This is a genomic window from Dyella marensis (genome assembly GCF_049532885.1).
Lineage (GTDB): Bacteria > Pseudomonadota > Gammaproteobacteria > Xanthomonadales > Rhodanobacteraceae > Dyella_D > Dyella_D marensis.
Genome location: NZ_CP064029.1, coordinates 3870593 through 3892066, shown reverse-complemented (window position 1 = coordinate 3892066; position 21474 = coordinate 3870593). Strand labels below are relative to the sequence as shown.

Below are 21474 nucleotides of genomic sequence, written 5' to 3'. Positions count from 1 at the left end.
CGACGTTGGACAAGAACATGAAAATCCTCGTGGTGGACGACTTCTCCACCATGCGGCGCATCGTGCGCAACCTGCTGGTGGAGCTGGGCTTCACCAATGCGCTGATCCAGGAAGCCGACGACGGCGTCAATGCCATGGCGGTGCTCAAGCAGCAGTCGTTCGACATGGTGGTGACCGACTGGAACATGCCGAACATGACCGGCATCGACCTGCTGCGCGCGATCCGCGCCGAGCCCGCGCTGAAAGGCCTGCCGGTGCTGATGGTCACCGCCGAGAACAACCGCGACCAGATCATCGCCGCCGCCCAGGCCGGCGTGAACGGTTACATCGTCAAGCCCTTCACCGCGGTCACGCTGAAGGAAAAGCTGGACAAGATCTTCGAGCGGCTCGCCGCGCAAGGAGCAAGCGCATGAGCGCCGTGATGATTACCCCCATGAGCGCGGCGTTGCCGCAGGAAGTGCAGGAGCTGCTGGCCAGCCCCGACGGCGCCGCCTTCGAGATGGCGCTGGACACCATGGTGCGCCAGCGCGAGCAGCACCTGTTCCGCGCGCTGGGCCTCTTGGCCCGCGACCTGCACGAAGCCGTGCGCCGCCTCGGCGGCGAGCTGGCCCAGGAAGGCGTGCCCGGTAGCGTGGCCGACGCGCGCCAGCATCTGCACGACGTGCTGGAGATGAGCGCCAAGGCCGCCCATCGCAGCATCGATTTCGCCGAGCGCATGCGCCCGCAGGCCAGCGCGCTGGAAAGCAGCGCTGATGCCGTGCTGGCCGGCGGCGGCGAAGCGGCGGAGCTGGCGACACAGGCGCGGCAGTTTGCCGGGCAGTGCCGCGAAGGGCTGTCGGACATGGTGATGGCGCAGTCGTGGCAGGACCTGTCCGGCCAGCGCATCAAGAAAGTGTCCACCTTTATCGGCAGCGTGGAGTCCTCGCTGCTGGAACTGGTGCGCCTCACCGGCGCGCTGGCCGGCGGCGAAGCGCCGGTGGCCGCGGCCAAGGTGAACAGCCAGGACGAGGCGGACCGCCTGCTCAGCGAATTCGGTTTCTGAGCGCGGGGTTCCGATGGATCCGTCACTCGACAGCGAGCTGCGCGACGATTTCCTGGTCGAGGCCGGGGAACTGGTGCAGCGCCTGGGCGAACAGCTGGTGGCGCTGGAGGAAGCGCCGCGCGACGCCGAACTGCTCAATGCGGTGTTCCGCGCCTTCCACACGGTGAAGGGCGGCGCGGGCTTCCTCGGCATCGACCCGATGGTGCAGCTGTGCCATCACGCCGAGGACCTGCTCAACGAAGCGCGCGCCGGCCACGTGCTGATCGATGCGGCGCGGATGGACGCATTGCTGGAAGCGCTGGACCTGGTCAACGCGATGATGGCCGCGCTCGCCGCGTCCGGCGACATGCCGGTGGCGCCCGCGGCGCTGCTGGTGCGGCTGCAGCCGCATGCGGCACGAGCGCCGGCTCCGGCGCCCGCCCCCGTGCCGGCACCCGCGCCGGCGACGGAGGAGAGTGGCACCATCGACGACAGTGAATTCGAGGCGCTGCTCGACAGTCTCTACGGCATGGGCGGCGCGCCGGGCGCACCGGTGCAGCCGCCGGCGTCCGAGACGATCGACGACGCCGAGTTCGAAAACCTGCTGGACAACCTGCACGGCAAGGGCAAGGCGCCCGGCGCGCCGGTGCAGCCGTCGGCCGGCACCATCGACGACAGCGAATTCGAAGCGCTGCTTGACAGCCTGCATGGCAAGGGCGCCGCACCCGGCGCCGCGGCGAAGGCTGCCGCAGCGCCCGCGCCGGCCAAAGCCGCGGCAAAGGCCGCGCCGCCGCCGGAAGCCACCGTGCGCGTGGACACCGGCCGCCTCGATGCGCTGGTCAACCGTGCCGGCGAACTGGTGCTGGTGCGCAATCGATTGCTGAGCCTCGCCGCCAGCAGCGGCGATGAACCGTTCAACACCGCGGCCGGCGAACTCGATCGCGTGGCCGACGAACTGCAGGGCGCCGTGCTCGGCATGCGCATGCAGCCGGTGGGCCGCTTGTTCCAGCGCTTCCCGCGCATCGTGCGCGATCTCGCCCGCCAGCTCGGCAAGGAGATCGAGCTGGTGCTGGAAGGCGAGGACACCGACCTGGACCGCAGCCTGGTCGAGGCGCTGGCCGATCCGCTGATTCACCTGCTGCGCAACGCGGTCGACCACGGCCTGGAAACGCCGGACGTGCGCGAAAGCGCCGGCAAGCCGCGCAAGGGCCGCGTGCGCCTCGCGGCCAGCCAGCGCGGCGAGCGCATCGTGATCGTGGTGGCCGACGACGGCCGCGGCATGGATCCGGACATCCTGCGCCGCAAGGCGGTGGAGAAAGGCGTGATCGACGCGGCGCAGGCCGCGCGCCTGTCCGAGACCGAATGCCTGGAATTGATTTTCCGCCCAGGCTTCAGCACTGCCGCGCAGGTGTCCGACATCTCCGGCCGCGGCGTCGGCATGGACGTGGTCAAGACGCGCGTGGCGGAACTCGGCGGCACCTTGCAGGTGCGCTCGAAGCTGGGGCAGGGCAGCGAGCTTGAGCTGACCGTGCCGCTGACGCTGGCGATCGTGCGCGTGCTGATGGTGCGCGTCGGCGCGCGCCTGTTCGCGATGCCGCTGAGCAACGTGGACGAAGTGTTCGAACTCTCCGCCGGGCAGGACCGCCTGCTCGACGGCAGCCTGATTGCCGCGCACCGCGACCGCGCGCTGCCGCTGGGCGACCTGGCCGCATGGTCGGCGGCCGCGCCGACGGCTGGCCGCCACGTGGTGGTGCTGCATATCGGCCACCAGCGCCTGGGCTGCCTGGTGCACGACGTGCTCGGCCGCGAGGACGTGATGGTCAAGCCGCTGGGGCGGCTGTTCGCCGGCACCGCCGGCGTGGCCGGCGCGACCATCACCGGCGACGGGCGCCTGGCCCTGGTGCTGGACCTGGCGGGCCTGGCCGGCGAAGGCGGTCCGTGGCAGCTGGCGCCGCGGCTATCCCCAACCTTAGAAGCGGTGGTCTGACATGGATCTGGTTAGCATCATCGGCACGATCCTGGCCTTCGTGGTCGTGATCCTCGGCACCATCCTCAAGGGTTCCAGCGTGGAAGCGCTGTGGAACCCCGCGGCCTTCGTGATCGTCTTCGCCGGCACCATCGCCGCCCTGCTGGTGCAGACCCAGGGCAAGGTGCTCAAGCATGCGATGGGCATGCTGCCGATGATCTACAAGCCGCCCAGGCACGTGCCCAACGATCTGATCAGCCGCGTGATCGGCTGGAGCGAGATCTCGCGCCGCCAGGGCCTGCTCGGCCTGGAGCCGCAGATCGAGTCCGAGCAGGATCCGTTCGTGCGCAAGGGCCTGCAGCTGCTGGTCGACGGCAGCGAGCCGGAAGCGATCCGCGGCGTGCTGGAAGTGGAGCAGGACACGCGCGAGCACGAGGACCTGGCCGGCGCGAAAGTGTTCGAGCAGGCCGGCATCTACTCGCCGACCATGGGCATCATCGGCGCCGTGATGGGCCTGATGGCCGTGATGCAGAACCTGGCCGACCCCAGCAAGCTGGGCCACGGCATCGCCGCGGCTTTCGTCGCCACCATCTACGGCGTGGCGCTGGCCAACCTGCTGATGCTGCCGATGTCCTCGCGCCTGAAGGGCATGATCCACAAGCAGGGCAAGATGCGCGAGATCATCATCGAAGGCCTGGTCTCGATCGCCCGCGGCGACAACCCGCGCCAGATCGAAAGCCGCCTGCAGGGCTACCTCACATGAGGAAGAAGAAGCACGAGGACCACGTCAATCACGAGGCCTGGGCGATCCCCTACGCCGACCTGATGACGCTGCTGCTCGCGTTCTTCGTGGTGATGTACGCGGTGTCGGTGGTGAACGAGGGCAAGTACCGCGTGATGTCCGAGTCGATCATCGAAGCCTTCAACGGCAACAACAAGCAGATCCAGCCGGTACAGACCAACAGCGCGACCGCGCCCGCGCCGGTGCCGGCCAAGCGCTCCACCAGCACCACGCCGCCGTCGCTGCGCCCGCGCCTGGCCGTGGCGCTGCCGAGCCAGTCGCTGCCGCCGCAGATGACCCAGGGCGCGCTGACCACGCGCGAGAATGCGCAGGAAAACCTGCAGAAGATCCAGGACGAAGTGCAGCACGCGCTGCAGCCGCTGATCGACCGGAGCCTGGTGGTGGTGCGCCGCACGCAGAGCTGGCTGGAGATCGAGATCCGCACCGACATCCTGTTCCCCAGCGGCGTGGCGCGGCTGTCGCCCGAGGCGGACACCACGCTGCGCAGCGTGGCCGGCATTCTGTCGCCGTTCCCCAATCCGCTGCGGGTGGAAGGCTATACCGACGACAAGCCGATCAATACCTCGGTCTTTCCGTCGAACTGGGAGCTGTCCGCCGCGCGTGCGGCGAGCGTGGCGCGGCTGTTCGCCGACAATGGCGTGGATCCGAACCGCATCGGCATCATGGGCTGGGGGCAGTACCGCCCCGCCGCGGACAATGCGAACGAAGAAGGCCGCAACCGCAACCGCCGCGTGCTGGTGGTGGTGCTGGGCGACCAGCAGGGCCCGGCGCGCTTCTACAGCGATGCCGATCGCGCGGAGCCGGCGGTGGCGCAGGCCGCGCCGGCGAGCGCGCCGGATGCGCCGGCGCCGGTCATGCACGTTGTTGCGCCACCGGCGGAACATGCCGTGTTGCCGGAAGCGATGCCCGCGGTCGCCGTGCCCGCGGTGCCGACCGGCAGTTTGCCGGTGGCTGCTAAGTTGCGCGCCGTGCAGATTGCGCCCGCCGAGAACGGCTGAGTTGGGCGCCGCCATGACTTATCGAGAGAGTTACGCATGAACGAGGACCGCGCTTCCGCGCCGCCCGCCGAACGCGGCTGGCTGATCTTTCATCTGGCCGGGCAGCCGTATGCGGCGCCGCTGACGCAGGTGAGCGAGGTGGTGCGCGATGGGGATATCACGCCGGTGCCCGGGGCGGCGGCGGATCTGCTTGGCATTCGCCAGTTGCGCGGGCGCATTGTGCCGGTGCTGGATGGGTGCCGGCGGCTGGGCTTGCCGGTTGATGCTGGCGAGAGTGCGCGGAGGCGGATTGTGGTGTTGTCGCACCAGGGGCACCTTGTCGGGTTGCGTGTGGATGCCGTTGGCGATCTGCTCGATGTGAGTGGGGAGGTGGTGGCGGCGCCGCCGGGGAGGGTGGTTCGTGAGGACGATCCGGTGGAGGGGGTGGCGCCTTGCGCGGGTGGGTTTGTTGCGTTGTTGGATGTGAGGCGGCTTTGCCGCTTGCAGGAGGGGTTGGAGGCTGTCGCCTGATCTGAGGCGCTTCCTACTCGTCATCCCGGCGTAGGCCGGGATCCAGTAGCGGTATCGCTCGGTTGTCGCTGGCCGCTAACTGGCCGCTTATGCAGCGGGCATTCCGGACGCCTGCCGGCGCCCGGGTCACTTTCTCTTTGCTGGCCCAAAGAGAAAGTAACCAAAGAGAGAATGGCCTTAGAGCAAAGGCTCGCGACGCGACTAGAAGGAGCGGTGGGCGGCTGCGGTAACTTGATTAACCTGGGTCTACACGAAACGGCAGTGCGTTTACGTAACGCGTACTTCAACGTGCCGTGGCCGAGAGGATGTTCAGTGACCGAGGCCAGCTTCTGTTCTTCGTTCCTGCCTACCTCACCACTACACCCCTCTCCCCTCCGGGGAGAGGGCAGGGTGAGGGGCCGGGCGAAGCGCAAGGCCAAATCTTGCCGGCGTAGGTTGGGGTGAGCCGCAGGCGAACCCCAACACCCGCACCTTCCCGCGCCTCGCCACGTTGGGGTTCGCCTGCGGCTCACCCCAACCTACGCCGGTGTGGCGGGGTGTAACGCCGCGCTCCGCCCGAACCCTCATCTGGCTGCCGCCACCTTCTCCCGGAGGGAGAAGGATTCGACCTGAGAAGCTGAGGCAGAGCGCACCGCTCAAGCGGGCCTCAGTTCTTGAACGTCCTCTCCGCCACGGCACGTTGAAGCAGCCGCTACGTAAACGCACCGTCGTTTCGTGTAGACCCAGGTTAATCAAGTTACCGCAGCCGCCCACCGCTCCTTCTAGTCGCGTCGCGAGCCTTTGCTCTAAGGCCATTCTCTCTTTGGTTACTTTCTCTTTGGGCCAGCAAAGAGAAAGTGACCCGGGCGCCGGCAGGCGCACGGAATGCCCGCTGCATAAGCGGCCAAGTCGCGACAACCACACCTAGTCGCCACTGGATCCCGGCCTACGCCGGGATGACGAGCAAAGCGAGGCGCAGCCTCACCCCTCCTCAGACGCGCGATAAACGCTGCTCAAGACAGCCGCGGCAGCCGCATACAACTCCACCGGAATATCGGCGCGCAACTTAAGCGCAGCAAGCAACGCCCCTACCTGCGCATCATGATGCAACGCAATCCCCAACCCCCGCGCCCGCGCCAACAACTGCTCCAACGCCTCCGGCGGCAACGCAGGCGACGCAGCCCCACCCGCGGCCACGCGCAAACTCACCTTGCGGCTCGGCGGAGGCAAGGCCTGCGTCATGCGGTCGCCTTCAGCAGCACCGCGCTGCGCGAACCCGGCGGCTGCGGCATGCCGGTCTGGCAGGTGAGCTGATCCAGCAGCAGGCCATTGGCCGTGAGCTGATGGCTGAGATCGCCGAACAGCCGCTCCAGACGTATCGTCGTCTCGGCCCGCTGCGCCCACAGCCGCACCGAAAGACGCAGGCCGCGCAACTGCAGCTCGCCCTGCACCGGCCCCAGCCGCGGCAGGTCGATGGCGAAGCCCAGCACCCACGAGGTGGGCTGTTCCGGATCGTCCTCATGCGGCGTCATCTGCAACTGCAGGATGTCCTGACCGCCTTCACCCTGCAGCGGAATCTCGATCATCCACGCGCCGCTGGCCTGGGTCTCCAGCTGCGCCACTTCCAGCCGCGCCAGCGCGGCATGCACTTCGCCGTGCAGGCGCACCAGCAGGCTGTCGACTTCGCCGGGCTGGGCGGATTCGGGCATCGGCGCGCGTGGCTGCGCCACCAGGCCGCGCTGCGCCAGCGGCGGAGCGGTTTCGGCGTGGTCGCTGTTCGGTTGCGGCGGGCTGCCGCGATCCAGCGTGGCGGCCAGGCGGAGCAGGGCGGCTTTCCAATCGTCCTCGCCCAGTTCGCCCAGGTCGGTCTGCGGATGGGCGAGCTGGGATTCCAGGAACAGGCCGCTGCGCTTCACCGCTTCTTTCAGGCCGGCGGCATGCGCGATCTCCACCGGCGTGCGGATGCTGTGTTCCAGCAAGGCCAGCGCCGCGCGCAGCGGCGGCGGCAGCTGGCGCAGCAGCGGACGCTGGGCCAGCGCGCCCAGCGTGGCCAGCAGCGGGGCGTAGCCGTTCTGCTGCGGCAGGCGTTCGCGCAGGGCGCGGCTGACGGCCTGGTCCAGCGGCGGGCCGCCGAGAATTTCCAGCTTCGGTTCCGCGCCCAGGCTCAGCACGCGCACCTGGAACTGCGAGGGCAATTGAGTGCCCGGCGGTTCGGCCTCGACCGTGAGCGAACCGATCTGCAGCACCAGCTTGGCCTGTTCGCTGTAGCCCAGGGTGCGCGCGGCCAGCACGGCGCCGACGCGCCAGCTGTCCGCGCTGGCGCCGGAAGCGGCGCCGGCCCAGGTCAATGCGGCAAGGCTGGTTGGCTGGATGATCACTTCGGCTCCTGGGCTATGAGCGTCACCGGTTTGACGCCTTTGCCATCGCTACACGCATGTCTTCGGCCGGACGCGCAGGAACTTGAGCGGCGATTTTCCGACGCCGCGCCAGGCCATCCGGAAGGTGGGAGCACGTTCCGTGCCGGCCGCGAAAAAAAGCCGCGCACCCGGCCTAAAGACGCCCGCGTCCCCGCCGATAACCGCCCTGTAAGCCATCACACAGGCAGGACGGCGGGACATGGGCAAGGCGAAGACGGACAAGGCGGACGGGCGCGTGGCGCTGCCGGCGGACTGCCGCATCGCGGACCTGGCGGCGGTGAAGGCCGCGCTGGAAGCGGCCCTGTCCGCACCCGCCACGGAGCTGGACGGCGCCGCGGTGGAACGCGTGGACACGGCCGCACTGCAGCTGCTGGCGGTATTCCGCCGCGAGGCGGCGGCGCGCGGCATGGCGGTGCGGTGGGCGGGCGCCAGCGACGTGCTGCGCGACGGGGCGGCCCGGCTGGGCCTGGCACAGACATTGGAACTGCCGGCAGCGATGCCGGCCTGACGAGGTAGACGATGGCAAAGATCCTGGCGGTAGACGATTCGGCTTCCATGCGCGGCATGGTCGCCTTCACCCTGCGCGGCGCGGGCCACGATGTGAGCGAGGCGGAGAACGGCCAGCTGGCGGTGGACGCCGCCAAGGGCGCGCGTTTCGACCTGGTGCTGGCCGACGTGAACATGCCGGTGATGGACGGCATCAGCATGGTGCGTGAGCTGCGCACCATGCCCGAGTACAAGGGCGTGCCGATCCTGATGCTGACCACCGAGTCGCACACGGACAAGAAGATGGAAGGCAAGGCGGCCGGCGCCACCGGCTGGCTGGTCAAGCCGTTCGATCCGGAGCAGCTGCTGGCCACGGTCAAGCGCGTGCTCGGCTAAGGGCATTCTTATGAGCACGGTGAGCCTGGCGCATTTTCATCAGACCTTCTTCGACGAGAGCCACGAAGGCCTCGACGCCATGGAGACGGCGCTGCTTGCGCTGGACGGCGGCGGCGACAAGGAACTGGTCCACGGCATCTTCCGTGCGGCCCATTCGATCAAGGGCGGTGCCGCCACGTTCGGTTTCCCGGACATGGCGGCCTTCACCCACGAAGCCGAATCGCTGCTCGACGAGCTGCGCGACGGCCGCCGCGCGGTCGACGCCGGCATCGTGGAGGTGCTGCTGCGCTCGGTGGACTGCCTGCGCGGCATGTTCGCCCGCGCGCAGTCCGGCCAGCCGCTGGCCGACGCCGACAGCGAGGCGCTGCGGCACGAACTGGCCGCGATGGTCGGCCGTACGCTCGCGCCGGCCGCCGCGCCCGCGCGGCGCAGCGACGATGCCGCCACCGGCTGGTCGATCGCGTTCCGCCCGCACCGGGGCATGCTGGCTGGCGGCAACGACGCGCTGCGCCTGCTGCGCGAACTCGGCGAGCTGGGCGAACTGAAAGCCGTGGCCGAGCTGGACCGGTTGCCCGGCCTGGCCGCGCTCGATCCGTCCGAATGCCATCTGGGCTGGCGCCTGGAACTGCGCGGCGACGTGACCCGCGCCGCGGTGCAGAGCGTGTTCGACTGGGTCGAGGACGAATGCGATCTCACTATCGAAGCGCTGCCCGGTGCGCAGGTGCATCACGCGCCCGTCGCCGCCGAAGCAGCGGCTGCCGTACCCGCTTCCGCGGCCGCGGCACCCAAGGCCGCCGTGCGCGAAGCCGCCGCCACCGAATCCTCGGTGCGCGTGGGGATCGACAAGATCGACAGCCTGATCAACCTGGTGGGCGAGCTGGTGATCACCCAGTCCATGCTCGACACCTTCCGCGAGGACTTCGACGCCTCGCGCCTGGAGATGCTGCAGCAGGGACTGGCCCAGCTGGCGCGCCACACGCGCACGCTGCAGGAAAGCGTGATGGGCATCCGCATGCTGCCGATCGGCTCGGTGTTCAACCGCTTTCCGCGCATGGTCCGCGACCTGAGCCAGAAACTCGGCAAGCAGGTGAAGCTGGACCTGGTCGGCGAACAGACCGAGCTGGACAAGACCGTGCTGGAGAAGATCGGCGACCCGCTGGTGCATCTGGTGCGCAACGCCATCGACCACGGCCTGGAAACCCCCGACCGCCGCCGCGCCGCCGGCAAGGGCGACACCGGCACGCTGCGCCTGGAAGCCTCCCACCGCAACGGCTCGATCGTGGTGGAAATCAGCGACGACGGCGCCGGCCTCAATCGCGAAGCCATCGTCGCCAAAGCCTTGCAGCGCGGCCTTATCGCCAGCGCCGAGGGCCTGACCGACGAAGCCGTCGCCGACCTGATCTTCCAGCCCGGCTTCTCCACCGCCGCCGTCACCACCGACCTGTCCGGCCGCGGCGTCGGCATGGACGTGGTCCGCCGCAACGTGGTGGATCTGGGCGGCAGCATCCAGATCCGCAGCATGGCCGGAAAGGGTTCGGTGTTCACCATCACCTTGCCGCTGACCCTGGCCATCATCGACGGCCTCACCGCCCTGGTCGGCGGCGAGCACTACATCGTGCCGCTGGCCTCGATCATCGAAACCGTACAGCTGCGCAGCGAACATCTGCGCACCGTCACCGGCGGCGGCGAACTGTTCCACTTCCGCGACGGCTGGCTCCCCGTCCTGCGCCTGCAGGATGCCTTCGCCTGCCACGGCACCCGCCGCCCGATCGAACAAGGCCTGGTCGTCGTCGTCGAAGGCGACGGCTCCCGCCTCGGCCTGTTCGTCGACGAACTGATCGGCCAGCAGCAAGCGGTGGTGAAGTCCCTGGAAGCCAACTACCGCCGCGTCTCCGGCATCTCCGGCGCAACGATCCTGGCGGACGGTTCCGTCGCCCTGATCGTCGACGTGGCCGGCTTGTCACGCCAACTGTCCCGCCGCCGCGCGGCCTGACGAGCAAAAGAATGAGGTACGCCGCACGGTACGCTCCGCCCGGCCCCTCACCCTGCCCTCTCCCCGGAGGGGAGAGGGGGGGGTCGTGAGGCAGGCAGGAACGAAGAACAAAAGCTGGCCTCGGTTCTTGAACATCCTCTTCGCCACGGCACGTTGAAGCACCCGCTACGTAAACGCACCGTCGTTTCGTGTAGACCCAGGTTAATCAGGCTACCGCAGCCGCTCACTGCTCCTTCTAGTCGCGTCGCGAGCCTTTGACTTGAGGCTATTTCTCTTTGGTTACTTTCTCTTTGAGCCAGCAAAGAGAAAGTGACCCGGGCGCCGGCAGGCGTCCGGAATGCCCGCTGCATAAGCGGCCAAGTCGCGACAACCGCACCTAGTCGCTACTGGATGATTCGCTTCGCTCACCCCTTCGGGGCCGCCCTACGGGCGTTCTTCGCGCTACGCGCTCGTCCGGCCTACGCCGGGATGACGAGTAGGACGAGAGCCCAATCCCCCAGCAAATCCCCCAGGAAAACTCTCAAGCCAACCGTTCACCTGCCGATAACGGCAATACAGGCGCGGTCACCCGCGCAAACGAGACCCCCATGAGCCAGCCATCGCCCGGCGCCGCCGAAGCGGCCCCCACCCAATACCTCATCGTCGGCCTCGGCCCCGAGGAATACGGCCTGGACATCCTGGCCGTCCGCGAAATCCGCGGCTGGACCCCGGTCACCCGCATCCCGCAGGCCCCGCACTACGTGCTGGGCGTGCTCAACCTGCGCGGCGCCATTGTGCCCGTGCTGGACCTGCGCCTGCGCTTCGGCCTGCCGAGCGAGGCATACACCCAGACCACCGTCACCGTGATCGTCACCGTCGCCGGCCGCCTGTTCGGCGTGGTGGTCGACAGCGTGTCGGACGTGCTCGACGTCAACGCCGGCGCGGTGCGCCCGGTGCCGGACATGGGCACCTCCGTGGATACCGAATACCTCAAGGGACTCACCTCCGTGGCAGAGCGCATGGTGCTGCTGCTGGACGTGGACAAACTGCTGCAACCGCAGGACGCGCAGATGCTGGAGGCCGCCTTGCCCGCGGCTATCGACGAGAAGGCCGTGGCCTAAGGAATTCCGATGAAGATCCCCGCAATCAAGTTCAAGCTTCCCGCCATGACCGTCCGCAACCGCCTGCGCGGCGTGCTCGGCCTGCTCGGTCTCATGCTGATCGGCGGCGCCGCCGTCGGCCTCGGCGCCATGCACCTGCAGAACGAGGGCATGCGCCAGATGTACGACGACGAGATGGTGCCGTCGGAAATCGTCAGCCGCATCAACACGCGTTCGCTGATGTCCTTCATCGTGCTGGGCGAATCCAGCAACCTGCTGGACAAGCCCGACGCGCTCAAGCAGAAGCTCGGTGAGTTCCAGAAGTACCAGGACGAGATGGCCCTGCTGAAGAAGCAGTACGCCGCCATGTCGCGCTCGCCGGAGCTGGATGAGCTGTACAAGAAGTGGCGTTCCACCGACGAGGACTACGCCCAGGCCAAGAAGGACATGCTCGACGCGCTGAACCAGAAGGACCCGGCCGCGTCGGACGTGCTCGAGATGCAGGTGCGCCCGCTCCTGATGGAGCGCCAGGATGCGCTGGCCAAGCTGACCGAAGCGCAGCGCATCGAAGCCAAGCACATCTACGACGCCCAGCTCGCCCGCTTCGGCTGGATCCGCGCGGCCAGCCTGATCGCGCTGATCGCCGGCCTGCTGATCGCCATCGTCGCTGCGGTGATGCTGATCCGCTCGATCATCGGCACGCTGAACCGCGCCGTGCGCATCGCCAACGAGATCGCCGAAGGCAAGCTCGGCCACGACATCGAGGCCGGCCGCAACGATGAGCTCGGCCAGCTGCTCAACGCCTTCCGCAGCATGGACCAGCGCCTCGCCGCCATCGTCGGCGAAGTGCGCCACGGTTCCGGCGCGGTCAGCACCGCCGCGCAGCAGATCGCCCGCGGCAACGACGACCTGAGCCAGCGCACGCAGGAGCAGGCGTCGAGCCTGGAGGAAACGGCTTCTTCGATGGAGGAAATGACCTCGACCGTGAAGCAGAACGCCGAGAACGCCAGCCACGCCAATCAGCTGGCCCGCGGTGCCCGCGAGCAGGCCGAGCGCGGCGGCGAGGTGGTGACCCAGGCGGTCGGCGCGATGCGCGAGATCAACGACTCCAGCCGCAAGATTTCCGACATCGTCAGCCTGATCGACGAGATCGCCTTCCAGACCAACCTGCTGGCGCTCAATGCCGCGGTGGAAGCGGCGCGCGCCGGCGAACAGGGCCGCGGCTTCGCGGTGGTGGCCACCGAAGTGCGCAACCTGGCGCAGCGCAGCGCGGGTGCGGCGAAGGAGATCAAGGGCCTGATCGCCGACAGCGCGGAGAAGGTGCGTACCGGCACCGCGCTGGTGGACCAGTCGGGCAAGGCGCTGGCCGAGATCGTGGACAGCGTGAAGAAGGTGACCGACATCGTGGCGGAGATCGCCGCGGCCAGCCAGGAACAGTCGGCCGGCATCGACCAGGTCAACAACGCCGTGACCCAGATGGACGAGATGACCCAGCAGAACGCCGCGCTGGTGGAAGAAGCGGCGGCCGCCGCCCGCGCCATGCAGGAACAGGCCGGCGAGCTGTCGCGCCAGGTGGGCTTCTTCCGCCTGGGCGACGAAGCGGCGGTGGCGGCTCCGGCGCGCAAGGCGGCAGCCACGGCCAGCGCGGAAGCGGAGGCGGTGTTCGCGGCGGTGCGCAGTTCCGCGCCGGTGCGTGCGCAGCGCGCGGTGGAGACGGCCGACGCTGGGGTGTGGAAAGAGTTCTGAGGAGGCGGGATTTAAAGCCCCTCTCCCCGTTTACCAATTTGTGCACGGGGAGAGGGGTTGGGGTGAGGGTACGGGCGGAGCGCAAGGATGATGTACACCGCTCCGCCCGAACCCTCATCCGGCTGCCGCCACCTTCTCCCGGAGGGAGAAGGATTCCAGTTTGGGGACTGGGGAAGTAAGGGAAGTCAGCAGCAAGACAACGATAAGAGGTGTGTCGTGAGTGTTCGCAGGGGGAGTGTTTCCAACGGCGGGAAGGGGGGCTGAAACATGGCCGCGAACCTTTCCCAGGAAGCCGCTGCGCCAGGCGTGGGCGGCCCGTTGCTCGGCAACCGCGATTTCGATTTCCTGCGCGAATTCGTGCTCACGCACTGCGGCATCGCGCTCAGCGAACAGAAACGCCAGCTGGTGCAGGGCCGCCTGCTGCGCCGCCTGCGCGCGCTGGGCCTGAAGGAGTTCGGCGAATACTGCGAGCTGCTGCGCCGCGATCCGGATGCCGAGATGGGCGACCTGGCCAGCGCGATCAGCACCAATGTCACCTCGTTCTTCCGCGAGTCGCACCACTACGACCTGCTGGAGCAGACCCTGCTGCCGCAGTGGCTGGCCGAGAAGCGCCGCAGCGGCGAACGCCTGCGCATCTGGTCGGCCGGCTGCTCCACCGGCGAGGAACCCTACGCGCTGGCGATGGTGCTGGCGGAGGCGCTGGAGAAGCACGGTTCCAGCGTGGACGCGAAGATCCTCGCCACCGACCTGTCGCCGCAGGCGCTGGCCGGCGCGCGCGAAGGCGTCTACGCGCTGGACAAGCTCGGCGGCGTCAGCGCCGAGCGGCGCCGGCGCTGGTTCCTGCGCGGCGAAGGCAGCTATGCGGGCCTGGCCTGCGTGCATCCGCGCCTGCGCGAGCTGGTGGCGATCCAGCCTCTGAACCTGCTGCACGAATGGCCGATGAGCGGTGTGTTCGATGCGATCTTCTGCCGCAACGTGGTGATCTATTTCGACAAGCCGACCAAGGAGCGCCTGTTCCGGCGCTACGCCGGCAAGCTGGTGGCCGAGGGCTATCTGTTCCTGGGCCACTCCGAATCCATGCACGGACTGAACGACGACTTCGCCCTGGTCGGCCGCACCGTCTACCGGAAGAAGCCCGCATGAACGCCCAGACGCGCCCCGCGCCCACCGGCGAAGTGCTGCCCGGCTTCGAGCACGTGCGCCGCTACTGGGACCCGGCCCAGGCCAGCATGACCGCCAAGGTGCTGCCCGGCGAGTACTACGTCAGCCGGCAGGAGGAACTGATCGCCACCGTGCTCGGCTCCTGCGTGTCGGCCTGCATCCGCGACCGCCGCCGCGGCATCGGCGGCATGAACCATTTCATGCTGCCCGAGCCGATGGGCGAGCGCGACGCCTGGTCGTCCACCGTGGGCCGCGCCGCGCGCTACGGCAACGACGCCATGGAGCAGCTGATCAACGCCATCCTCAAGGCCGGCGGCCGGCGCGAAGACCTGGAGGTGAAGATCTTCGGCGGCGGCCGCGTGCTGACCCAGATGACCGACATCGGCGAACGCAATATCGCCTTCGTGCGCCGCTACCTGGCCGCTGAGCGGCTGGAGCTGGTGGCCGAGGACGTGGGCGACGTCTACCCGCGCCAGGTGCAGTTCTTCCCGTGCAGCGGCAAGGCCCGCGTGCGCCAGTTGCGCGGCCACCACGCCAGCGTGCTGGTGGACGGCGAGCGGAAGTACCTCAAGCGTTTGGCCAACGATCCGATAAAGGGAGAGGTGGAATTGTTCTGACCGGTTCGCAGGGACGAGCAGTGAGGGCGTGCGACCGGCGCCCGCGCGGCAGCAGATGCAAGCCGGAGACGGCCAGGAACAGGGGGCTGCCGCGCGAGCCGGCGTGGCGCCCTCACTGCTCATCCCTCAGCACGACGACCTTCCACCCTCGCATCACTGAAGAGAAGCCTGCATGTCCCGAGTCCGAGTCCTGGTGATCGACGATTCCGCCCTGGTGCGGAAGCTGCTGACGACCATGCTCTCCTGCGATCCGATGATCGAAGTGGTGGGCACCGCGGCCGATCCCTTCATCGCGCGCGAAAAGATCAAGCAGCTGGAGCCGGACGTGCTCACGCTGGACGTGGAAATGCCGCGCATGGACGGCCTCACGTTTCTCGAGAACCTGATGCGCCTGCGGCCGATGCCGGTGGTGATGGTGTCCTCGCTGACCCAGCAGGGCGCGGAAGTGACCCTGCGCGCGCTGGAACTGGGCGCGGTGGATTTCTTCACCAAGCCCAGCAGCGACCTGGCCAGCACCTTCGCCGAGGGTGCGCAGGACATCTGCGCCAAGGTGAAGCTGGCCGCGCTGGCGCGCCCGCGCGTGCGCACCGCGGTGCGCAAGCTGGAAGTGGCGCCGCGGCTTTCCGCCGATGCGGTGCTGCCGCGCGCGCAGACGGCGGACAGCCGCGGCGGCAGCCCGATCATCGCCATCGGCGCCTCCACCGGCGGCACGGAGGCGATCCGCGTGGTGCTGGAATCGATGCCGCCGGACGCGCCGCCGATCGTGATCACCCAGCACATCCCGGCCGCCTTCAGCGGCCCGTTCGCCACGCGCATGGACAACTGCTCGGCGATGCGCGTGTGCGAAGCGCGCGACGGCCAGCCGATCCAGCCCGGCCATGCGTACATTGCGCCGGGCAGCCAGCACCTGCTGGTGATGTGGGACGGCGCGCGCCACGTCTGCCGCCTGCACGACGGCCCGCCGGTGAACCGCCACAAGCCGAGCGTGGACGTGCTGTTCCGCTCGATGGCCGCCACCGTCGGCCGCACCACCATCGCCGCCCTGCTCACCGGCATGGGCGACGACGGCGCGCGCGGCCTGCTGGAACTGAAGGAAGCCGGCGCCGCCACCGTGGTGCAGGACGAAGCCAGCTCGGTGGTGTGGGGCATGCCCGGCGCCGCCTGGAAGCTGGGCGCGGCGGCCGAGATGCAACCGCTGGAACATATCGCCGCGCGCCTGCTGGAACTGGCGCGCCAACCTGTGGCGAACGCGCTGCGCGCCGCCACCCGCTGACCTGGACGCTGTCATGTCTGCCATTCCCGCCCCGTCCTTTCCCCGCCTGCCGCTCGGCCTGAGCGTCAGCGCCGCGGCGCTGCTGCTGTGCCTGCTGTGGCAGCCTGCCTGGCTGGCGCCGCTGGCGATCCTCGCCACCGCCGCGGCCTGGATCGTCGAGCAGCGCCGCACGCCGGCGCGCGTGGTGACGATCGCCGCGCCGCAGCCCAACAACGCTCCCGTGCGCGAAGCGCTGGAAGACGTGCGCGAGGCGCTGGTCGAGGAACTCGGCCACGCCACCCGCGAACTGCACCAGGCGCTGGATCTGCTGCGCGACGCGGTGTCCGAGCTGGGCGGCGGCTTCGACGGCCTGTCGCACAAGACCGGGCAGCAGCAGTCGCTGCTCAAGCAGATCATCGACGGGCAGAAGGACGGCGTGTCGGTGCAGGACTTCGCCGCGCGCACCAGCGACCTGCTGGAGCATTTCGTCGGCCTGATCGTGCAGCTGTCGCGCGACAGCCTGCGCATCGTCTACCGCATCGACGGCATGGCCAAGGAAATGGACGCGGTGTTCGGCCTGCTGAAGAACGTGAACACCATCGCCGAGGAAACCAACCTGCTGGCGCTGAACGCCTCGATCGAGGCGGCACGCGCGGGCGAGGCCGGCCGCGGCTTCGCGGTGGTGGCCGGCGAGATCCGCAATCTGGCCAGTAATTCCAACCAGTTCAACGAGCAGATCGGCAGCCACGTGGAGCGCGCGCGCACCGCGATGGAGCAGCTGCGCGGCCTGGTCGGCGCGATGGCCTCGCAGGACCTCAACATGGCGCTGTCGACCAAGGGCGGCATCGACGCCATGCTGGCGCATGTGACCGAGAGCGACGCGCGCACCAGCCAGGTCGCCGACCAGGTGGTGGAGATCAACCGCGGCCTGGGCAGCGATGTGTCCACCACCATCCGCTCGCTGCAGTTCGAGGACATCCTCAGCCAGCTGATCAACCAGACCCGTACGCGCCTGGTGGAGCTGCAGGACGTGACCGCCGAATGCACGCGCGACATCGAGGAGCTGGCCTGCGCCGACATGGAGGCCGCCGCGTTGGCCGAGCACGCGCAGCGCGTGCGCGCCCGCCTTGCCATGCAACGCGAGAAGGCCCGCCTGCGTTCGCGCGGCCCGGCCCTGCAGAACTCGATGGACGCCGGCGAGATCGAGCTGTTTTGAGTGGAGCGGGGAACGGGGAATAGGGAACGGGGAACATGCGGGTTGCGGATACCCGTGACGTTCGGGCTTGTTCCTACCTTCATGTTCCCCATTCCCCGTTCCCCGTTCCCGATTCAAGGACCAAGCCATGAGCCTGACCATCCATCACGACACCGAGCAAGACTGCCTCACCCTGCAGCTGGGCGAGCGTTTCGACTTCACCGTGCACCGCGACTTCCACGATGCCTGCCTGGGCGGCCGCGCCGCGCGCAGCTATGTGATCGACCTGGGCGAGGTGAGCCGCATGGACAGCTCCGCGCTGGGCATGCTGCTGCTGCTGCGCGAGCACGCCGGCGGCGAGCGCTCGGAGATCCGCATCGTCAATGCCGGCAGCGAGCTGCGCGGCACGCTGCGGGTGGCGGGCTTCGACAAGCTGTTCGTGCTGCACTGAACGGGTAAGCGGACGGTTGGGTGAGCGGGGCGGTCTCTGCCGGGGACCGCCTCTTTTTTTGCCTGGATTCTCCCGGCGCCTGGTTTCTCCGGGCGCAAAAGAAAGGCCCCTCGCGGGGCCTCAAAGAAAAGCAATGGTTCCGGTGGGCTTGCGGTGCCGTATTACCAGGTCTTCACTTCGGAAACGCTGACGGTGTAGTCCTGCATGTCCGACTCGTAGCGGAACAGGCGGCCGAGGTCGAAGCTGACCGACTGGCCCGGGCCGATATTGGCGGTGCCGGCTGGCCAGCCCTGCTTGCTCTGCAGCACCTTGCCGCCGGCATCCTTGGCTTCGATGCGGATCTGCGCGGCGGCGGCCGAGCCGCAATGATTGGTGAGCTGGCCGGCGAGGCTCAGGCGCATGCCGGTGCCCGAACCGGAGGACTTCATCTTGAAGTCGGAAATGGCGAAATCGGTGGCGGCGCAGGCCGCGTGCGAAGCGACGGGGGCCAGCAGCAGGGCGACGACGAGGAGAGTTTTCATGGGCGGGTCCGATCGATGGGAAATCGTTGATAAGGAACGACGTCCTACAGATCGGCCGGTTTGGTAGAAACTTTAGCTATTGGGCCCTTCTCCCCTCCGGGGAGAAGGTGGCGGCAGCCGGATGAGGGGCCGGGGCTCGCCAAGAGGGCTCTACGAAGCGTCGCCTGCTTGCTGCTCCTGCTTCTACGCTTCGCCCGCCCCCTCACCCCAGCCCTCTCCCCGCAGGGGGAGAGGGGGTAAAGACTCAGGCTTCGGGGCGGCCGTGTTCGATAAACCACAGGCCGGCAAACAGCTTCGGGTCGATCGAATACCCCTGTGCCGCCCGCGCGAACAGCCAGGCGCCGGCCTCGCGGCGGGGTACTTCGTGCACCACGATGTTCTCGCTCTCATCGCCGCCGCCCGGGCCCACCTTCACCAGGTCCCAGGCGCGCACGAAGGCGATCATCTCGGTGCTCATGCCGGAGGAGGACGGGCCTTCGTGGACGAATTCCACGCGGGCGCAGCGGTAGCCGGTTTCTTCCTCCAGCTCGCGCTGCGCGGCGATCAGCGCGCTCTCGCCGTGGTGGCCGGCTTCGTCGCCGATCAGGCCGGCGGGCATCTCGATGGTGTGCTTGAGGATGGCCACGCGGTACTGCTCGACGAACAGCACCTTGTCGTCCGGCGTCACCGCCAGGATGATCACCGCGCCCGCGGGGTTGTTGCGCTCGGCGTATTCCCAGCGGCCGCGCTTGCGCAGGCTGAGCCAGCGGCCTTCGTAGAGCGTTTCCACCGGGGCCTGGGCGTCTTTGGGGATGCGGTCGTTCGAGTGCATGGGCAGCCAGTGCTGGAAGGAAGCCCCGCATGGTGCCGTCCCCGCATGACGGCTACAACCGCTCGGCTTCGGGATGTTCCACCGGCACCGGCTTCACCCGCGTCGCCCACGCCACGCCCGCCACCAGCAGGCCGATGCCCAGCAGCGTCCGCGCACCCGGCGGCGTGCCGCGCAGCGCGAATGCATAGCTCAGCGCCGCCAGCGTCTCGAACACGATCAGCTGTCCGGCCAGCGCGGTGGGCAGGCGCTGGCTGGCTTCGTTCCAGCACAGCGTGCCGAGCCAGGAGGCGAACAGGCCGATCGCCGCCATCAGCGCGATGAAGAACAGCGGACGCGGGCCGAACGGCATCGGGAACGGGTTGCCGCCGGCGCCCATCAGCAGCCACAGCAGCGCATAGCCGGCCAGCGCCAGCGGCAGCGTGGCCACGCCCTGCGCGGTGGCCCAGGTGCGCGGGCTGCGGCCGGGGTGGTGGCGCAGCCAGTCGGCGTTGCGCAGCGGGTACCAGGTCCAGCAGGCCACGGCGCCGAAGGCGAGCAGGGCGCCGGTGGCGTAGCGGCTCAGGTCCGCGCCGGACTGCGCCCGCAGCGCGGCCAGCTCGGCCTGGTTGACGCAGGCGATGCCGGTGCCGATCAGCAGCAGCGAAGGCGCCAGCCGCGCCCACGGCAGGCGGCCGTCGCGGCGCGCATTGCGCAGGTTGGCGCTGACCGCGATCACCACCGGCAGGGTGCCGATGATCATGGTCGGCAGCGGGCCGCCCGCGCGCTGGATCGCACTGGCCAGGCAGAGGTAATAGAGCAGGTTGCCGACCGCGGCGAGCTTCAGCGCCTCGATCCAGTCGGTGCGCGCGAGCTGGCGCAGCGCGGCGCGGTCCAGCCAGGCCAGCGGCAGCGCGATCAGGCCGAAGGCCAGATAGCGGCCGACCGACTGCAGCGCGGCCGGGTATTCCGGCACCAGCAGCGGGCCGACGAAGACCAGGCCCCACATCAGGCCGGCGACGAGTGCATAGAGCGTTCCAGTCCACATCCGGCCAGCTTGCAGGTGCGGCGCGCGGTGGTCTTGTACGAGATTGCTATCGCTGCAGCTGGCGCTGGTAGCGCGCGGGCGTGACGCCGTAGCGGCGCGCGAAGGCGCGCGTGAGATGCGCCTGGTCGGCCAGCCCGGTGGCGGCGGCGACCTGGGCCGGTGCTTCGCCGGAAGTAAGGCGGCGCTTGGCTTCGGACAGCCGGAACGCCATCAGCATCTGCTGCGGCGTGGCGTGGTGGCGCGCCTGGAACTGGCGCAGGAAATGGAAGGGGCTGAGGCCGGCGACGGCGGCCAGCTCGTCCAGGGTGAGGCGTTCGGCCAGATGCTCGCGCAGGTAGTCGATCACCGGCTCGAAGCGCGACAGCGCCTCCGTCCGCAGCGGCTGCGGCGTGCGCGCGTGGCGGCGGAATTCCTGCAGCAGCTGCAGCATCAGTCCGTCGAAGGCCAGCGGTTCGCGCGCCTGCCACAGCGCATCGAGCAGCACGGTGATGCGCCGCGCGCCGGCCGCATCCGCACGCACCGCGTCGCCGAACCACCAGCCCGCTTCGCCGGTGATCGCGTCCACCGCGGACTGCTCGACGTAGACCATGCGGTAGTGCCAGCCGCCTTCGGTCTCGGCGCGGCCGGTGTGCAGCTCGTCGGGATTCATCATCACCAGCGAGTCGGGCGGCGCCAGGTGCTCGGCGCCGCGGTAGCGGAAGCGTTCCACGCCGGATTCGATCGCGCCCAGGCCGAAGCCGTCATGCACGTGCGGCTCGAACGCGTGCCGCACGATATGCGCGCGATAGAGCTCGATGCCCTCGCGGTGGGAGGGCAGGCGGAACTCCGCGGAATCGCGGAGATGCTCGAATGCGTGAGGGACGCCTTGCACGTGGGTCGGGGGCTCTGCCGGGAAGATTTGGATATATACGCTCTATCGATTCGTTAGGAAATATCGAATGGGCATATCGATGCGGCTTGCGTAGTCTCGGGCAGGAGAGCTGGCGGTGGGAGAGCGCTGCCAAACCCTAAGGATAAGAACCCATGCCATTCCACCGCTACGTACGTGC

22 protein-coding genes are annotated in these 21474 nt (G+C 68.7%); 16 read left to right on the top strand and 6 right to left on the bottom strand.

The window, feature by feature from the left end:
* The first annotated feature begins 5 nt into the window (after window positions 1-5).
* The 6 genes from cheY to ISN75_RS16965 are packed head-to-tail and all read left to right on the top strand — an operon-like array spanning window position 6 to window position 5297.
* On the top strand, window positions 6-413 hold the full coding sequence (gene cheY, locus ISN75_RS16990; protein WP_167256719.1) for a chemotaxis response regulator CheY: 408 nt from the start codon (window positions 6-8) through the stop codon (window positions 411-413).
* Window positions 410-1042, top strand: a complete 633-nt coding sequence (locus ISN75_RS16985) for a protein phosphatase CheZ (protein WP_167256720.1) — start codon at window positions 410-412, stop codon at window positions 1040-1042. Before cheY ends, ISN75_RS16985 begins: the two co-directional genes overlap by 4 nt.
* 13 nt (window positions 1043-1055) lie before the next feature.
* A complete protein-coding gene (locus ISN75_RS16980) occupies window positions 1056-3008 on the top strand; it encodes a chemotaxis protein CheA (RefSeq protein WP_343821039.1) in 1953 nt (650 codons plus the stop codon).
* Window position 3009: 1 nt separating this feature from the next.
* Complete coding sequence (locus ISN75_RS16975) at window positions 3010-3750, top strand: flagellar motor protein (protein ID WP_168647936.1); 741 nt, start codon at window positions 3010-3012, stop codon at window positions 3748-3750.
* Window positions 3747-4787, top strand: a complete 1041-nt coding sequence (motD, locus tag ISN75_RS16970) for a flagellar motor protein MotD (protein ID WP_167256723.1) — start codon at window positions 3747-3749, stop codon at window positions 4785-4787. The genes ISN75_RS16975 and motD overlap by 4 nt, the downstream gene beginning before the upstream one ends.
* 36 nt (window positions 4788-4823) lie before the next feature.
* A complete protein-coding gene (locus tag ISN75_RS16965; protein WP_343821041.1) occupies window positions 4824-5297 on the top strand; it encodes a chemotaxis protein CheW in 474 nt (157 codons plus the stop codon).
* Between the two features lie 960 nt (window positions 5298-6257).
* Here ISN75_RS16965 and ISN75_RS16960 read toward each other — a convergent pair.
* Both ISN75_RS16960 and ISN75_RS16955 read right to left on the bottom strand, forming a co-directional pair.
* Window positions 6258-6518, bottom strand: a complete 261-nt coding sequence (locus ISN75_RS16960) for a flagellar biosynthesis protein (RefSeq protein WP_167256727.1) — start codon at window positions 6516-6518, stop codon at window positions 6258-6260.
* Window positions 6515-7654 carry a flagellar hook-length control protein FliK gene (locus ISN75_RS16955; RefSeq protein WP_167256728.1) on the bottom strand — a complete coding sequence of 380 codons (1140 nt, stop codon included), beginning with the start codon at window positions 7652-7654 and terminating at the stop codon, window positions 6515-6517. Before ISN75_RS16955 ends, ISN75_RS16960 begins: the two co-directional genes overlap by 4 nt.
* Window positions 7655-7892: 238 nt before the next feature.
* Between ISN75_RS16955 and ISN75_RS16950 the strand changes: the two genes are divergently transcribed.
* The 10 genes from ISN75_RS16950 (at window position 7893) to ISN75_RS16905 (ending at window position 18069) form a co-directional block, all read left to right on the top strand.
* Window positions 7893-8201 (top strand): STAS domain-containing protein, encoded by a 309-nt coding sequence (locus ISN75_RS16950; RefSeq protein WP_343821043.1) that lies wholly within the window; start codon window positions 7893-7895, stop codon window positions 8199-8201.
* An 11-nt stretch (window positions 8202-8212) separates the two neighbouring features.
* Window positions 8213-8575, top strand: a complete 363-nt coding sequence (locus ISN75_RS16945) for a response regulator (RefSeq protein ID WP_167256730.1) — start codon at window positions 8213-8215, stop codon at window positions 8573-8575.
* 10 nt (window positions 8576-8585) lie between these two features.
* Window positions 8586-10568, top strand: coding sequence for a chemotaxis protein CheA (locus ISN75_RS16940; protein ID WP_343821044.1), 1983 nt, complete (start codon window positions 8586-8588; stop codon window positions 10566-10568).
* A gap of 587 nt (window positions 10569-11155) precedes the next feature.
* Window positions 11156-11668 (top strand): chemotaxis protein CheW, encoded by a 513-nt coding sequence (locus ISN75_RS16935; RefSeq protein ID WP_167256732.1) that lies wholly within the window; start codon window positions 11156-11158, stop codon window positions 11666-11668.
* Between the two features lie 9 nt (window positions 11669-11677).
* Window positions 11678-13393, top strand: a complete 1716-nt coding sequence (locus ISN75_RS16930) for a methyl-accepting chemotaxis protein (RefSeq protein ID WP_168647943.1) — start codon at window positions 11678-11680, stop codon at window positions 13391-13393.
* A 267-nt stretch (window positions 13394-13660) separates the two neighbouring features.
* Window positions 13661-14536 (top strand): CheR family methyltransferase, encoded by an 876-nt coding sequence (locus tag ISN75_RS16925; RefSeq protein WP_167256734.1) that lies wholly within the window; start codon window positions 13661-13663, stop codon window positions 14534-14536.
* Window positions 14533-15171 (top strand): chemoreceptor glutamine deamidase CheD, encoded by a 639-nt coding sequence (gene cheD, locus ISN75_RS16920; protein ID WP_167256735.1) that lies wholly within the window; start codon window positions 14533-14535, stop codon window positions 15169-15171. Before ISN75_RS16925 ends, cheD begins: the two co-directional genes overlap by 4 nt.
* Window positions 15172-15343: 172 nt before the next feature.
* On the top strand, window positions 15344-16444 hold the full coding sequence (locus ISN75_RS16915; RefSeq protein ID WP_167256736.1) for a protein-glutamate methylesterase/protein-glutamine glutaminase: 1101 nt from the start codon (window positions 15344-15346) through the stop codon (window positions 16442-16444).
* Window positions 16445-16457: 13 nt separating this feature from the next.
* Complete coding sequence (locus tag ISN75_RS16910) at window positions 16458-17639, top strand: methyl-accepting chemotaxis protein (protein WP_343821049.1); 1182 nt, start codon at window positions 16458-16460, stop codon at window positions 17637-17639.
* Window positions 17640-17766: 127 nt separating this feature from the next.
* Complete coding sequence (locus tag ISN75_RS16905) at window positions 17767-18069, top strand: STAS domain-containing protein (RefSeq protein WP_208399793.1); 303 nt, start codon at window positions 17767-17769, stop codon at window positions 18067-18069.
* Between the two features lie 161 nt (window positions 18070-18230).
* Here the strand turns inward: ISN75_RS16905 and ISN75_RS16900 are convergent, their stop codons facing one another.
* The 4 genes from ISN75_RS16900 to ISN75_RS16885 form a co-directional block, all read right to left on the bottom strand.
* Window positions 18231-18590 (bottom strand): hypothetical protein, encoded by a 360-nt coding sequence (locus ISN75_RS16900; RefSeq protein WP_167256738.1) that lies wholly within the window; start codon window positions 18588-18590, stop codon window positions 18231-18233.
* A 244-nt stretch (window positions 18591-18834) separates the two neighbouring features.
* Window positions 18835-19401 carry an NUDIX hydrolase gene (locus ISN75_RS16895; RefSeq protein ID WP_343821052.1) on the bottom strand — a complete coding sequence of 189 codons (567 nt, stop codon included), beginning with the start codon at window positions 19399-19401 and terminating at the stop codon, window positions 18835-18837.
* Window positions 19402-19453: 52 nt separating this feature from the next.
* Window positions 19454-20425, bottom strand: coding sequence for a DMT family transporter (locus ISN75_RS16890; RefSeq protein ID WP_343821054.1), 972 nt, complete (start codon window positions 20423-20425; stop codon window positions 19454-19456).
* A gap of 46 nt (window positions 20426-20471) precedes the next feature.
* A complete protein-coding gene (locus ISN75_RS16885; RefSeq protein ID WP_343821055.1) occupies window positions 20472-21296 on the bottom strand; it encodes an AraC family transcriptional regulator in 825 nt (274 codons plus the stop codon).
* Window positions 21297-21474: the final 178 nt, after the last annotated feature.

Coding starts and splice junctions, on each gene's coding strand:
- ISN75_RS16985 (WP_167256720.1), top strand. CDS start 410: ATGAGCGCCGTGATGATTACCCCCATGAGCGCGGCGTTGCCGCAGGAA.
- ISN75_RS16980 (WP_343821039.1), top strand. CDS start 1,056: ATGGATCCGTCACTCGACAGCGAGCTGCGCGACGATTTCCTGGTCGAG.
- ISN75_RS16975 (WP_168647936.1), top strand. CDS start 3,010: ATGGATCTGGTTAGCATCATCGGCACGATCCTGGCCTTCGTGGTCGTG.
- motD (WP_167256723.1), top strand. CDS start 3,747: ATGAGGAAGAAGAAGCACGAGGACCACGTCAATCACGAGGCCTGGGCG.
- ISN75_RS16965 (WP_343821041.1), top strand. CDS start 4,824: ATGAACGAGGACCGCGCTTCCGCGCCGCCCGCCGAACGCGGCTGGCTG.
- ISN75_RS16960 (WP_167256727.1), bottom strand. CDS start 6,518: ATGACGCAGGCCTTGCCTCCGCCGAGCCGCAAGGTGAGTTTGCGCGTG.
- ISN75_RS16950 (WP_343821043.1), top strand. CDS start 7,893: ATGGGCAAGGCGAAGACGGACAAGGCGGACGGGCGCGTGGCGCTGCCG.
- ISN75_RS16945 (WP_167256730.1), top strand. CDS start 8,213: ATGGCAAAGATCCTGGCGGTAGACGATTCGGCTTCCATGCGCGGCATG.
- ISN75_RS16940 (WP_343821044.1), top strand. CDS start 8,586: ATGAGCACGGTGAGCCTGGCGCATTTTCATCAGACCTTCTTCGACGAG.
- ISN75_RS16935 (WP_167256732.1), top strand. CDS start 11,156: ATGAGCCAGCCATCGCCCGGCGCCGCCGAAGCGGCCCCCACCCAATAC.
- ISN75_RS16930 (WP_168647943.1), top strand. CDS start 11,678: ATGAAGATCCCCGCAATCAAGTTCAAGCTTCCCGCCATGACCGTCCGC.
- ISN75_RS16925 (WP_167256734.1), top strand. CDS start 13,661: ATGGCCGCGAACCTTTCCCAGGAAGCCGCTGCGCCAGGCGTGGGCGGC.
- cheD (WP_167256735.1), top strand. CDS start 14,533: ATGAACGCCCAGACGCGCCCCGCGCCCACCGGCGAAGTGCTGCCCGGC.
- ISN75_RS16915 (WP_167256736.1), top strand. CDS start 15,344: ATGTCCCGAGTCCGAGTCCTGGTGATCGACGATTCCGCCCTGGTGCGG.
- ISN75_RS16910 (WP_343821049.1), top strand. CDS start 16,458: ATGTCTGCCATTCCCGCCCCGTCCTTTCCCCGCCTGCCGCTCGGCCTG.
- ISN75_RS16905 (WP_208399793.1), top strand. CDS start 17,767: ATGAGCCTGACCATCCATCACGACACCGAGCAAGACTGCCTCACCCTG.
- ISN75_RS16900 (WP_167256738.1), bottom strand. CDS start 18,590: ATGAAAACTCTCCTCGTCGTCGCCCTGCTGCTGGCCCCCGTCGCTTCG.
- ISN75_RS16895 (WP_343821052.1), bottom strand. CDS start 19,401: ATGCACTCGAACGACCGCATCCCCAAAGACGCCCAGGCCCCGGTGGAA.
- ISN75_RS16890 (WP_343821054.1), bottom strand. CDS start 20,425: ATGTGGACTGGAACGCTCTATGCACTCGTCGCCGGCCTGATGTGGGGC.